10 protein-coding genes are annotated in these 13,500 nt (G+C 50.3%); 1 reads left to right on the top strand and 9 read right to left on the bottom strand.

The features are described from left to right. Window positions 1–6: 6 nt before the first annotated feature. The 4 genes from DW677_RS01935 to DW677_RS01920 form a co-directional block, all read right to left on the bottom strand. On the bottom strand, window positions 7–1,308 hold the full coding sequence (locus DW677_RS01935) for a CapA family protein (RefSeq protein ID WP_242992094.1): 1,302 nt from the start codon (window positions 1,306–1,308) through the stop codon (window positions 7–9). Window positions 1,309–1,636: 328 nt separating this feature from the next. Next, entirely contained in the window at window positions 1,637–3,289 is a 1,653-nt protein-coding gene (locus DW677_RS01930; protein ID WP_117566391.1) for an ABC transporter ATP-binding protein, read from the bottom strand. A gap of 1 nt (window position 3,290) precedes the next feature. After that, on the bottom strand, window positions 3,291–5,108 hold the full coding sequence (locus tag DW677_RS01925; RefSeq protein WP_117469425.1) for an iron ABC transporter permease: 1,818 nt from the start codon (window positions 5,106–5,108) through the stop codon (window positions 3,291–3,293). A 238-nt stretch (window positions 5,109–5,346) separates the two neighbouring features. Then, a complete protein-coding gene (locus DW677_RS01920; RefSeq protein ID WP_117469424.1) occupies window positions 5,347–6,768 on the bottom strand; it encodes a hypothetical protein in 1,422 nt (473 codons plus the stop codon). Window positions 6,769–7,349: 581 nt separating this feature from the next. Between DW677_RS01920 and DW677_RS01915 the strand changes: the two genes are divergently transcribed. Then, window positions 7,350–8,225: a phosphoribosylaminoimidazolesuccinocarboxamide synthase gene (locus tag DW677_RS01915; RefSeq protein WP_015554215.1), complete on the top strand. Its 876-nt coding sequence runs from the start codon at window positions 7,350–7,352 to the stop codon at window positions 8,223–8,225. 157 nt (window positions 8,226–8,382) lie between these two features. On the opposite strand, the gene DW677_RS01910 is transcribed toward DW677_RS01915, so the two are convergent. The 5 genes from DW677_RS01910 to DW677_RS01895 form a co-directional block, all read right to left on the bottom strand. Next, entirely contained in the window at window positions 8,383–9,474 is a 1,092-nt protein-coding gene (locus tag DW677_RS01910) for a M20/M25/M40 family metallo-hydrolase (protein WP_117469422.1), read from the bottom strand. A gap of 82 nt (window positions 9,475–9,556) precedes the next feature. Beyond that, entirely contained in the window at window positions 9,557–10,405 is an 849-nt protein-coding gene (locus DW677_RS01905; protein ID WP_117566390.1) for a response regulator, read from the bottom strand. A gap of 40 nt (window positions 10,406–10,445) precedes the next feature. Further along, the gene (locus tag DW677_RS01900; RefSeq protein ID WP_242992093.1) at window positions 10,446–12,029 is read right to left on the bottom strand and encodes a sensor histidine kinase; all 1,584 of its coding nucleotides are present in this window, start codon (window positions 12,027–12,029) and stop codon (window positions 10,446–10,448) included. After that, the gene (locus DW677_RS18625) at window positions 12,008–12,172 is read right to left on the bottom strand and encodes a hypothetical protein (protein WP_242992092.1); all 165 of its coding nucleotides are present in this window, start codon (window positions 12,170–12,172) and stop codon (window positions 12,008–12,010) included. Before DW677_RS18625 ends, DW677_RS01900 begins: the two co-directional genes overlap by 22 nt. Then, a complete protein-coding gene (locus tag DW677_RS01895; protein ID WP_117566389.1) occupies window positions 12,169–13,203 on the bottom strand; it encodes an ABC transporter substrate-binding protein in 1,035 nt (344 codons plus the stop codon). Before DW677_RS01895 ends, DW677_RS18625 begins: the two co-directional genes overlap by 4 nt. Window positions 13,204–13,500: the final 297 nt, after the last annotated feature.

The raw sequence follows: 13,500 nt of genomic DNA, 5'->3' as shown, positions 1-13,500 counted from the left end.
GTACCATTACTGGGCATTCTGCTTCGTAATATACCCCTCATCATCGATCACCGCCTCCGGAGAGATGCTTCTCATGTAATTGATGATCCGCTCCTTCTCCGCTCCTTCCGCCTTCGCCACGCGGCAATTCGACTGCTTCGCCGGAATAAACCGCAGGGATTCCAACCCCTCATCTCCGATCACCGCCTCCACGAGGCAGGAATCGAGCGTCTTTGAGTTGAAGAGATAGTTCCCGAGACTGTACACCACCGGGACATCTCCCTGGTAGCCAATGGGCTGCAGCACATGGGGATGGTCCCCGATGATCAGGTCCGCTCCTGCCGCCGCGATCTGGGGCGCCTGCTCCTGCTGCCAGTGATCCAGCTTATCAGTTCCTTCCGTCCCCCAGTGGATGTATACAATGACAAAATCGCTGTCCGCCTTCGCCGCGGAGATCACCTCCAGAAGTTTATTGATCTCCAGACACCGGAATACCCCCGGAGTTGTCTCCGTTGCCCCTTTGGTGTCCGGCGGAAGTGTCCGCTCGATCTGGGTTGCGGAGACGAAGGTGATCTTCCTTCCGTTTGCGATAAAGGATACCGGTTTCACCGCTTCATCCAGGTTTCGTCCCGCTCCCACATAGGGCATTCCGATGGCTTCCAGGGTGTCCAGGGTGTCTGTCAGGGACACTTCGCCGTAATCATAGGCGTGGTTGTTCGCCAGGGACACGAGATCCGCTCCCATGTCAAAGAGCCAGGACGCGTACTTCGGATCCGCACGGAACGTAAATTTCTTTCCCGCCGTGGGCGCTCCGCCCGTCGTATACGGAAATTCGTTGTTTACCATAAAGATATCGGCGCTCCGCATGATGGATAAGAGATCCGCGGAAATTCCACCCTCGATCCCCTGCCCCCTCTTTAAGAGGGATGCCATGATCGCGTAATGGGAGTCGAACAGGATATCTCCCGCAAAGATGATCCGCGTTTTTCCCGTCTCCGCTGTCTCTTTCACGTAGATCTTGTTCGCCGCCATGACTTCCGGGTCCTTTAAGAGGTCCGCGTAAGGATCCGCGGATCCCGTCTCCGCCTCGGAAGATTCCGTCTCATTCTGCTGCAGGACAACATGAGGTTTTTCACCGCCTGTTTTGCTGTCCACGATCTCCTGTGTAGTATCACTATTCTCCGCAGGCTCAGCCGTTTTCGTCTCCTGACTTACCTCAACCGCAGCCGTCGTCCGCACGGTCCCCGATGCCACACTGCTGCATCCGCCAAGCAGAACGACCGCCAACAGGACCGCTCCGCAAATTACCGCTATTTTTCTTCTCATCATACACTCCCATAAGCAGAATTCCTTTAAATTCCACCATTTTCCCTTTTGTTTTTTCTCCCTAAAGCTTACCAGATTTTCTCCTGTTCTGCAACATTACTATATAGAGAAAAAGGCGGCAAAGCCGCCCATTCGCAGCTCCACCGCCTTTATCCATCCTTTTATCGTAACTATTCAGTACCTTCATAGTTACACGCAAAAATCCATTCCAGATCAGCTTCGCTGATGGGATTTTTGCCCTCCAGCCTATGTTTTCTTACGGTCAGCGCAGCAAGTGCGCAGACCTACTGAACAGTTACCTTTTATCCTAACTTTTATCCTTTACTGCTTCTCAGCCTTTCACCGCAAGACTACCCGCCGTGATCGCCTTTCCAGACTTTCTGTCAAACAGAAGAATGTCCGTTCCCGCGATATCAACACCTGTCTCTTCGCCAAGTTTAAAAGTAACACCGCCGAAGATAACGCCTGTCAGCAGGTACTTTCCGATCCTGAGCTTCACGGTTGATTCCATGCCGGTCGGCATCGCACCGTAGATCGTGGATGCGATGGATCCGTCCTTTGAGAGTTTCAGCGCCTCCGGACGGATCGCCAGGACGAAGTCCTCGTTGGTGATCTCCGGCTCTTCCTCCACCGCATAGTCAGACTCGTCAACCTTCGCGATATGGTACTTAAATACCTCGTCCTTGTTGCTCTTCTCAACGGCCTTCTTATCCTTTAGCATCTCAATCCTCTGAGCTTCCAGATCAGCCGCGTCTTTATCCCTCTTTGCGAACCATGCCGCCATATCGATAGGCTCGTTCGGTCGGAATGTCGCTTCGAGATCATCCAGAATCTTAAATCTGAAACTTCCATCAGCCTGTTCTTTTCCCTTCGCCTCCACAAAGTTGATGGACGGATTTCCGACGAAGTCCGCTACGAAAAGGTTTGCCGGCCTGTTATATACATCAAGCGGGGCATCATACTGCTGAAGCACACCATTGTTGATCAGACAGATCTTTGTCGCCAGTGTCATGGCCTCCATCTGGTCATGGGTGACATACACAAAGGTACTTCCCGTCTCAACATGAAGTCTCTGCAGCTCATATCTCATCTCGAGACGGAGCTTCGCATCAAGGTTTGACAGCGGCTCATCCATGAAGAGAACTGCCGGTTCCGGTGCCAAGGTTCTCGCGATGGCAACACGCTGCTGCTGACCGCCGGAGAGCTCTGCCGGGTAACGGTTCATGAACATGCCGATCTTGACGATCCTGGAAACTCTGCGGACGGATTTATCGATCTCTTCCTTCGTGAGTTTTCTGTCTTCTGTCAGAACTTTTCCACCGGACACAACGGCATACTCCTCATTTAAGGACTGCCCCTTTGACTCGTAGGATTTTTTGATCCCGTCAAGCTTCTTTATCAGCTCCTCCGCCTTCGCCTTTGCGGCTGTGTCCGGATCTGCCGCGTCCTGAATCCCGTATCCGTAGAGGATCTTCGCGGTATAAATAGAGAGGATGAATGCGTCGATAAATTTCAGATAGACTTTATCCGTGTCGAGCTTACCTCTCTTATCGCGGCACTCTTCCACTAACTCTTTGATCTTCTTTCCGCTCTTCAGCGCCCGGATCAGCTCCCCCGTCGTCATGGCATCAAAATCGTATTTCGGAAGTTCTTCCTTGATATTGCTTAAACCAAAAGAAATATTCTGGTAAACGGTCATGTTCGGCCACAGCGCGTAGTTCTGGAACAGGAATCCGACCTTACGCTTATTGGCCGGAATGTTGATTCCCGCCTCACTGTCAAACACAACCTTATCTCCGATCTTGATCTGACCAGTCGTCGGTGTCTCGAGCCCCGCGATCATGCGGAGGATCGTTGTTTTTCCGCATCCGGACGGTCCGAGCAGTGTGATGAAGGAGTTATCCGCGATGTCGAGGTCCAGATGATCGACTCCGAAGAATTTTCCCCAGCGTTTTGTTATATTTCTCAATGTGATTTCCGGCATATTAATTTCCTCCTATTCCATCGTCAAGGCTTGCACCTGTCAGCTTATTGACTAACGTATTGAAGATCAGGATGGTAACGATCAGGATCAGGTTGATCGCGCTCGAGAACGCGTACAGACCCATTTCATCGAAATAGTCCAGCGTCGTCGAGAGGATGAAGCCCTGCGTACATAAGAGCAGGAACAGTGACAGTTCACGGAGACATGTCATAAACGGAAGCATGTATCCACTGATGATCGCGGATTTCTGGATCGGGATAATGATCCGGAACATTCTCTTCGTCCATGGAATGTCCTGTATGATCGCCGCTTCCTCGATCTCATTGCTGATCTGCAGCATGGAGTTTAACGCACTCCGGCTCGCAAACGGAATGTACTTGATCGTACCTGCGATGATCAGCAGCGTATATGTATTGAAGAGGTTGATCTTCTCGTTGGAGAACAGGATGAAGAATGCAGCACCGACAGCGATGGAGGGCATCAGATACGGAAGGAAGGCCACGCCGTTTACATAGCTTGCCCAGCGGCTTCTGCGGTTCTTCGCAACCGCGTATCCGATCAGGGTACCGATGGTACCTGCGATCAGCGCACAGCAGACAGCAACTAAAAGTGTACCGGCAAACGCGTGCCAGATCGTACTGTTATAGAGGATACCGTGCTGTCCGTACATACCGTTCTCGGTGATATTCTCTTTCGTGATCCACCATTTCGTGGTCAGGTTGCTTAAGTCTTTCGTGTAGAGGAAGCTATAGTCGCCCGGGTTCGGGAGGAACGTCTCAAGGGCGAAGGAAAAGATCGGGAAGATACTTGTGAAGAAGGTCAGAATGATCATCACAACTGCAATCGCGTATTTTCCGACTTTTCCAAGGTTCATCTTCGATAACTGACCGGATTTGCCGGTGACGGTCGTATAGTTCTTCCGGCTCTTTAAGCTCACCTGGTTCATCGTGAGGATCGCCACACCGAAGATCATCATGATGATGGCTAAAATACTCGCCTCACCGGTGTACTTGGAGTTTAAGGAAATGTACTTCGTGGAAAGTGTGGTAAGTCCAAGGTAATGCGGTACCGGGTAGCTTCCCATGGCGCTTCCGAATACGAGAAGGATCGTCGAGAGGATCGCCGGTTTTACCATCGGAAGCGTAATGCGAAACATCGTCTTCCATTTCGGTGTATCGAGGATCGTCGCCGCTTCTTCCAGATTTGCGTCCATATTCCGGAAAATTCCGCCGATCAGGATGTAAGCGAATGGCGCGTAGTGAAGTCCCAGAACCACAGAGCTCGGAAATAATCCCAGACACCACCATTTCGGCATGCAGATGCCGGTAAGGGATGCAAGGAGTCCGTTGGATGTACCAACGACTGCGTTGCTGTTAAATACGTTCTGCCATACAACCGCTAACGTCCACTGCGGCATGATGTACGGGAAAATAAAGATGGAGCTTAAATACTTTTTGAATTTCAGGTTCGTTCTTGTTACCAGAAATGCGAAGGTTCCGCCGTAGAGGATAGAGATCGTACAGGTAAAGACTGCTAAGAGGATCGTATTCCACAACGGCTTCCAGAGGTTTGTCTTCGCCAGACGGCTTGTAAAGAGGTCCACATAGTTAATCAGCGTGTAACCGGACGCCTTTCCGGCGAGATGGGCGTCAATGGTTCCCGGATGGATCGTGATCGTATCTTTTACGATGGCGATGATCGGCGCAACAGTGGAGAACGTCAGTACGATGCCGAACAGGAGAAGGATGATGTTCTGCGGTTTTGAAAAATATGTTTTTACACGATTGTATCTGTTCACAGAATTGTCCGCTCCTTTCATTTAAAACATGGATGCCGTTTTTCTCTCACGGCAGATGCCATATGTAACATGAGGGCGCCGCACACATGTACGGCACCCTCGAACTATCTTGTTTCATGCAACTGTTCAATAGGTCTGCGCATTCACTGCGCGGACCGTAAGAACGCGTCGCGCAGTAAGCAAAAATCCCATTGACGAAGTCAATTTGGAATGGATTTTTGCATGTAACTGTGAAGGCACTGAGCAGTTACAGGTTCATTTACTTTGCAGAGTCGCTGTACTTCGTGAGAAGCTCGATCCAGCTACCGACTGTAAAGGAAACGGATGCACAGTAGTCCGGATCTTCCAGAACTAACTCACCGTCTGTTGTCCACCAGTCATATCCACGGTCGTCCTTGCACGGGAACTGGTCTTCGCCGGCCTCGTTGTAGCCGCCCTTGCTGTGCTGGTAGGTTTCCTCGATCGCTGCAGCAACTTCCGGGTTAGCGGAGTAGCCGCCCATATCTTTGCCCCATGCGGAGAAGCCGTCCTCTGTACATGTCATGTACTGGATGAATGCGCATGCGGTCCACGGAAGCGGGCTGTTGTTTGTAACGAAGAGATAATGGCAGTAACCGTAACCACCGATGCCTTTGTAGCCGTCCTGATAAGCGGCAACCTTAATGTTATTTAAGGAAACGCCTGCGGACTCTTCTACGGAACGAAGTTTGGAATAAACTAATAATCCGGCCTGATCTGTTGCGGAATCCGTAACAAGTGTGTTGCAGATCGGACCATCATCTGTCTGCTCATTGTAGTTCTCAACCCAGAGCTTGATCCATGCGAGGGCATATGCGCCGTTCTCGCCAAGTCCAAGATCCTCAGCATCTGTTGCCATCTCGTCGATAACCGGTTTGAAGTATGCCTTCTTTGTGTCATCGAGAGCATCGTAAGCATCCTTTAACCATCCTGCATACTTATCTTCTGTCAGCATGTATAAGAAGTTCTTTCCAACGATCTCGGAATCGATATCCATATATAACGGGTGAACGCCCTCTGCTACGAAATCCCAGCAGTTCTTATATTCAGCGCTTCCTGTGCTGTTATACATAAATACTTTATTTAATGTCTGTAACGGAAGGAATCCTTTATATGCGTCCGGTGTTGTTCCGTTTGCCTCTGCCCACTCTTTCGGGATGTAGGTCTTTAAGATTCCCGGCTGAACCATCTTTGACTCGATCTGGTTGCCATCCTGGATCAGGGTCATCGCGAAGGTTCCTTCTGTCTTTAAGGAGTCTGCGGTCAGCTGCTCAAAGATCTTATTGTTCTTCGGCTGCTGCCACTCATATTCCATTTTGTAGGATGGATCGATGGACTGCAGGTATTCGATGAATAACGGCAGTGCGCTCTTTCCGCGGCTGGAGTTACCAACACCATAGAAGGTCTTTCCGTTGGACTCTTCGATGGCTTTCTTCGCCAACTCTTCCATGGACATTCCTTCTGCTTCCTTGATGATCTTTTCAACATCAGAAAGATTGGTATCGTCTGTGGACGCAGCCTCTGTTGCCGCCTCGCTTGCCGCCGCTGTGGTCTCACCGCCGGCTGCTGCTGTCGTAGCTGTCGTTCCGCCACCGCCGCATCCCGCGAGGGACATCGCTGCCATAGAAACTGCAAGTGCCAATGACAAAGTACGTTTTCTCATAAAACTTTTCCTCCTTCATTTACTGGGTCATCTTGTTTCTCTCACGACTCATTTTATACTTTTATTATACCGGCGCGCAGAAATTTTTAACAGTGGACAAAACTGCGATAGTTTGTGGAATCCTGTGAATCTGTATAATTTTATTCCATATTTATGATATTTTTGTGCATTTTCGACATATATTTTTCTGTGGCAGAATTGGAAGCACCGGCATATTGCTGTATATTTATTTGAGCATCATTTGTCCGCACACATTTTTCCCCATCATGCTGATCTGCAGGATCCCGTCAGTTCCGGACACCGGAGTTCAAAGTCGTCCATGTCTTTCTTATAACTGGTCACGCGTTTATTAGTGTAGCTTATTTATAAATATTAGCACAACTTTTATATATTTTATTAAAAGCCTGTAAAATTCTTTACGTGATCCCATTTCCAAAACATTTCTTTTTTCTTATGTAAATATTGTGCAAATTGAACATTGACAGAAACCGCCATTTAATGGTAATTTTACTGTAAGTTCGCTCAGCGTTTTCATGATACGACAAACGCTGTATAAGAAAATATAATGAAGAGGTGTAGACATGCAGGAATTAAAACCGATCAAAGAAGGAAAAGTACGCGAAATTTATGACAACGGGGACAGCCTTATTATGGTTGCCACTGACCGTATCAGCTGTTTTGACGTGATCCTTCACAATGAGGTTACCTCCAAAGGTGCTGTTCTGACCCAGATGTCCAAATTCTGGTTTGACCTGACAAAGGATATTCTCCCGAACCATATGATCTCCGTTGATACAAAGGATATGCCGGAGTTCTTCCAGCAGAAAAAATTTGAGGGAAAGACGATGATGTGCCGCAAGTTACATATGCTGCCGATCGAGTGCATCGTCCGCGGATATATTACAGGAAGCGGCTGGGCAAGCTACAAAAAAGACGGTACCGTCTGCGGAATCCGTCTTCCGGAAGGCTTAAAGGAATCCGATAAACTCCCGGAGCCGATCTATACTCCGTCCACAAAGGCTGAGATCGGCGACCATGATGAGAATATTTCCTTCGAGCAGAGCATCGACCATCTCGAGAAATACTTTCCGGGAAAGGGCCGCGAGTATGCGGAGCTTCTTCGTGACAGCACTATCGCTTTATATAAAAAATGTGCAGAGTACGCCCTCGCAAAGGGAATCATCATCGCCGATACAAAATTCGAATTCGGTCTTGACGAGGAGGGCAACCTCGTGATCGGTGACGAGATGCTCACACCGGACAGCTCCCGCTTCTGGCCGGCAAAAGGCTATGAGCCGGGTCACGGTCAGCCGTCCTTCGACAAGCAGTTCGCCCGCGACTGGCTCACTTCCCATCCGGGCAATGACTGGACACTTCCGCAGGAGATCGTCGATAAGACGATCGCGAAATATCTGGAAGCATATGAGATGATCACCGGGAAAAAATTAGAGGCATAACCCCCACAAATCTCCGCCTCTGAGTTTTCCTATTTAGTTCCTCATTTTTACGAAAAAAGCGTCCGGAATCCATCTTTATGGATCCGAACGCTTTTTTCTGTTGTTCTGTCTTCACCTGCCTGAGGGACACTGCCGCATTCGGGTCCCTGGGATCTTCTTATTTTAAAATATCCTGTCTGCAGATATGGCGGATCTTTTCCGCGTCAAGTCCCCGGATCACTTCCACAGCAAGATCTGCTGCCGCTTCAAGGTCGGACTTCGCGCAGAAATTATAATGGGTATGAACATACCGGCTCGGGACGCCGAGAACCAGAACCGGAACTGCCTTTGCTGTCAGGCTGATCTTTCCCGCGTTCGTGCTTCCGCCGCGGCGGACTGTCTCCTGAAATGGAATTCCGAATTTCTTCGCAAGCTCCTCCGCATACTCAATAAACACCGGATTCGAAATATAGCTCTTATCCATCCTGCGGATCTGGACACCGCCCCGCATGTGCCCCTGGGTCTGGGCAGCACTGAAATAAAAATCATCCGACGGGGATCCCTCAAAAACAATCGCCAGGTCCGGACGGACAATCTGGGATGTGACTGTGGCACCTCTTGTTCCAACTTCCTCCTGAGCCGCAAACGCTCCGGTCACCCGTACCGCCAGCTGATCCTTCTCCCCGCACAGACGGGTCATGGTGTCGATAATGCATGCACATCCTGCACGGTTGTCAAACGCTTTTCCAAAGCAGAGGTCACGTTCCTCATCGTAGGAAAATGAAACTTCCGGGACTGCCGGATCTCCGATGGAAATGCCGAATACTTCTGTCACTTCTTTCCTGCTCACCGCGCCGACATCCACGATCAGCGTCTCAATACTCAACGACTGGGAGGCCCGCTCTGCCTCATTCATAAAATGAATCGGCTTGGAAGAAATAATTCCCCGTACAAGCTTCCCGCTTCTGGTCCGGATCATCACTGTGTGAGCCGGAAGGTTCGTAAGGATCACGCCGCCGAGCATGAGGATCTCCAGGCTTCCGTTTTCTCTGATGCTCTGTACCATAAATCCACACTCATCCGTATGGGCATCCAGCATCACGACCGGTTTCTCCGGATCCTCACCGGGCATACGCGCATAAAGGTTATTCATCGCGTCATTTTCCAGCTCCAGACCTTTGCAGTACTTCGCAACCGTGCGGATTACATCCTCCTCAAATCCGCTCGGTCCAAACGCATCGCAGATCTCCCCAAACATCTTTACATTCATACTGATTCCTCCTGTATTTTCATTTTAATTCTTACCTTTTTCCATTGATGGCCTCCAACGGCTTGTTTTTTCAGGATCCAGATTATTTTTCCTGTATCTCCGATGGAGCAACACCCGCAATTTTTTTAAATGTGTTAGAAAAATACGCAATATCTTTATATCCGACTTTTTCTGCCACTTCGTACACCTTGTTCCGGTGGTCCGAAAGCAATTCCACTGCCTTTTTCATCCGGTACCGCGTGAGCCACCCCATCACCGTATATCCCGTCTCTTTCTTGAAACAGTGGCTCAGGTGGCCTTCGCTGATCCCCACCGCACCTGCAATCTTCGCCACATTGATCGCACTTTCCCCGTAATGAGATGCCATGTAAAGCACCGCGTCCCGGACATATCCGGTAAGGCCCGCGGTATTTTCATCGAATGGCAGACAGAGCCGGATCACCGCGGCATTGATCTCTGGTCCGTCACCTTCCAAAGCTCCCGGATATTGCTCCTTTACCGGTGCCTTATCCGGGACAGATCTGCTCAGACCGGTATCTCTTCTCTTCTCCCGATCCGTCTCGATCCGCTCTTTTGCCCTGAGGATCGCGCTCTCCAGCTCCCCGTCCTCGAACGGCTTTAGCAGATAATCAAATGCATAAAGCTTCAACGCCTCTCTGGCGTAGGAAAACTCGCTGTACGCGGTCAGAAAGATCACCTGTACCGGATTTTTCTCTTCCCGAAGCTTCTTTAACATCTCAAGACCGTTCATCTTAGGCATCCGGATATCACAGATCATCAGCTCCGGATTCTTTTCATGGACCAGCTCCAGCGCGTCCAACCCGTTTTCCGCCTCACCGACGACCTCGCAACCCAGCGAGGCCCAGTCCGTCTCACCGACAATGCCCATCCGGACGAACCGCTCATCATCTACAACGATCACCTTGATCATAACAGCTCCCCCCTTCCCTTTTTCCATTCCCCATCGGTCATCAGGATCTGTTCTCCATACTGGGCGCAGGCTGTCCGGAGCCATTCACCGGTATTCTTATCGTTACCTTTGTTCCACCGGCAGGCAGCCGCTCTGCCCTGAGACCGTAGTCTTTTCCATAATGAAGCCGGATGATCGTATCCACATTGTAAAAGCCGATGTGGCCATTCTTCTGTTCCTTGTCCCGGTTTCCGAGCCGTCGGATCACTTCATCGCTGATCCCGCATCCGTCATCTGAAACCTCGATCACAAGCTCCTTCCTTTCCAGATATGCCCTGACAAAAATATGCCCCTCATCCGCATCCGCCAGCCCATGGATCACCGCATTTTCCACGATGGGCTGAACGATGAGCTTTGGAACCAGGATCTCCTCCGTCTCAGGAGCGATCTCATAGCGGAAATCAAACTTTCCGTTAAACCGGATCTTCTGGATCTTTGCATAACTTTCCACCAGTGTCATCTCTTCCTGCAGCGTGATAAACTGGGCGCTTGAAATACTGGTCCTTAAGATCTTCGCAAGCTTTGCCGCCAGCGTCGCGATCTCCGGAATATGGTTCGCCTTCGCCACCCACTTCATCGTATCAAGGGTATTGTAGAGAAAATGCGGGTTTAACTGGGACTGCATCATGGCGATCTGGGTCTCGTTCAACTCCTTTTCACGCCGCACACGCTCCTCCATGTAGGATGAGATCCTCTTTGTCATGATATTAAAATTTTCTGCCAGCTCCCCAAACTCGTCCTGACGTTCCATGTCCACATGGGTATCCAGATTTCCCTCCTGAACCTCATCCATGGCATCATGAAGTACATGGATCGGCTTGGAAAGAAAGGAGCTGATCCCGATCGCGACACCAACACTTAAAAGAAAGCTTCCCGCGGCCATGAAAAGAAGAACTGTATACATGGATCTCGTGGTATCACTCGTAAAAACATGAGGACGGATCAGGACACTGTAAAGTCCTGTGTTACCCAGCTTTGAAACGTAAATACTATTGTTGTTCCAAACCTCCGTCAGAGATTCTCCCTGTAGAAAACGGCTTCTCAGAACATCTCCGACCGTCTCCCCCGATGCCGTGCCTACACTGTACACGGTCTCCAGAAATCCATTGAGAATACAGATTCCGTCCTGGCCACTGTATGTGCCGGAGAGCGCCTTCGCGAAATGCTCCGCCGTCATTGTGACCACAAAATATCCAGAACATTCCTCCGAATTTCCGGTCACCGCTCTGGCAAACCGCAGGACCTCATCACCGCCAATCTCCAGATCACTCCGGATGATCAGATCATTCGGGTGGGCATGAGCCTCTCTCAGGATCCCCCAGTATACCGGCAGCGTCTGTCCGTAAGTACGGTTTCCCGTAGAGTACAGGCAGGAGCCGTCCGCATTGTAGAGATGAAATCCCGCCATCTCACGGCATGCAGCGGTCGCTCCGTACAGACTTCGGTACACTTCATTCTTCTTTCCAAAGCTCTCCTTTTCCAGTGCCTCGGCAACCAGCGGATCCGTACACAGTTTCTTCGCCGCGTCATGATAAGCATCGAACAGCGTCATCAGCTGCTGTTCTACCGCACCGGCAAGCTCCATATTTTTTTTTCAAAATCTCTTCCGACCTTCACCTTAAACATCTGAATCAGAAACACGCAGCACACGATCAATGGAAGAACAGACACCGCGAGAAAGCTCACAAGAAGCTCCCGCCGGAAGGATCTCTGGATAAAGTTCTTCATGATCCACCTCCGTTTCCTGCCATGAGCGCCGCCCATCTTTCCAAAATGGATTTCTGGTTTTTTACTGCCCATCCAAGATCGAAGTCCATGATCGATCCCTCTTCCTTCTGATCCGGGGTAATATCATCGCGGACCGTCCGTCTGTAAAGCTTCTCGACAGCCAGTCTCTGGACATCAGGACTCACGATAAAATCCACAAAAAGCTTCGCGTTTTCTTCATGCTCTGTCCCCCTGATCACCGCGCATCCGTCTGCCACCGCGCTGGTTCCCTCCCGTGGATAGACGATCGAGATCGCCGCGCCGCGGTCGATATACTTTTTCGCAGTTTCCTCCAAAGTCAGACCAACCAGATATGTTCCCTCTGACACCTCATCGAGCACGGCGCCAGATCCTGCCGCCATCCGGCGGCCGAGCACTCTGGCAAACTGTTCCAGGACCTCGTTTTCACGCATCGGCAGGACCTGGATCATCGTCTCCAACATCGTGCAGCTGCTGCCGGATCTTCCCGGATCCGCAAAGGACACCTTTCCGTCCCAGTTCCCGTCAAACAGATCCTCAAATCCCCGCGGGGCGGAAGCCGCGTCCACCAGCTTATTGTTGTAGATCAGAACAATGGGAAGCTCCGTAAACGGAGTCCAGACATGATCCTCAGTCCGGTATATACTCTCGATATGATCGCTCTGGGTGCTCTCGTATGACACGAAGCAGTCCTTAAAGACCTCATAGCTCTCCACACCTCCGCCGAACATCACGTCACAGGATCCCTTTTCCCCCTCTTCCCGGATCCGCTCCAGAAGCTCCGTTGTTCCTCCGGGAACCACTTCTACCCAGATTCCGGTCCGCTCCTCAAACTCCTTTATGATCGGCGCATAGACCTCCTGCTTGTGGGAAGTATACACCGTAAGCCTCTTCTCCTCACTCACCTTCTCCGGTCCCTGTCCGCTGCTCTCCCCTGCGCCACAGCCCGCCGCACTCATCGCTGCAACTGCAATTCCAAGGAACAACGCCCATACGTTTCTCTTTCCCTTCACTCCCCGAAATCCCCCCTTTGATTCCGATCAGATTGAATTTCTATCGATAACTCTTTTCCTATAATCTCATTCTGTTTCGTCTCTCTTTTCAGTCTATTCTAACATATTTTCCCTGAAGAAACCATAACTTTTATATAATAAAAAAACCGCCGCACCTCCACGATCTCCCCGAAAGGAAATCATGTTCGGTACGGCGGTTTTTCGCCTGACTCCGCGTGAACACTAAGAAACAGGAACGCCTGCCCCTTCTCATTATGAATTATCTTCTTGTCCGCCTTACGGCGTCCAAGAAGCTTC

Origin of the sequence: Clostridium sp. AM25-23AC, assembly GCF_003435125.1 — a bacterium.
GTDB classification, from domain to species: Bacteria; Bacillota; Clostridia; order Lachnospirales; family Lachnospiraceae; genus Pilosibacter; species Pilosibacter fragilis.
This window is presented reverse-complemented; position numbering and strand designations above follow the sequence as displayed.

Bases quoted from the DNA above. Each gene is read 5' to 3' on its own strand.
- DW677_RS01905 (WP_117566390.1), bottom strand. From the start codon at position 10,405: ATGATCAAGGTGATCGTTGTAGATGATGAGCGGTTCGTCCGGATGGGC.
- DW677_RS01925 (WP_117469425.1), bottom strand. From the start codon at position 5,108: ATGAAAGGAGCGGACAATTCTGTGAACAGATACAATCGTGTAAAAACA.
- DW677_RS01900 (WP_242992093.1), bottom strand. From the start codon at position 12,029: ATGGAGCTTGCCGGTGCGGTAGAACAGCAGCTGATGACGCTGTTCGAT.
- DW677_RS01930 (WP_117566391.1), bottom strand. From the start codon at position 3,289: ATGCCGGAAATCACATTGAGAAATATAACAAAACGCTGGGGAAAATTC.
- DW677_RS18625 (WP_242992092.1), bottom strand. From the start codon at position 12,172: ATGAAGAACTTTATCCAGAGATCCTTCCGGCGGGAGCTTCTTGTGAGC.
- DW677_RS01935 (WP_242992094.1), bottom strand. From the start codon at position 1,308: ATGATGAGAAGAAAAATAGCGGTAATTTGCGGAGCGGTCCTGTTGGCG.
- DW677_RS01920 (WP_117469424.1), bottom strand. From the start codon at position 6,768: ATGAGAAAACGTACTTTGTCATTGGCACTTGCAGTTTCTATGGCAGCG.
- DW677_RS01915 (WP_015554215.1), top strand. From the start codon at position 7,350: ATGCAGGAATTAAAACCGATCAAAGAAGGAAAAGTACGCGAAATTTAT.
- DW677_RS01910 (WP_117469422.1), bottom strand. From the start codon at position 9,474: ATGAATGTAAAGATGTTTGGGGAGATCTGCGATGCGTTTGGACCGAGC.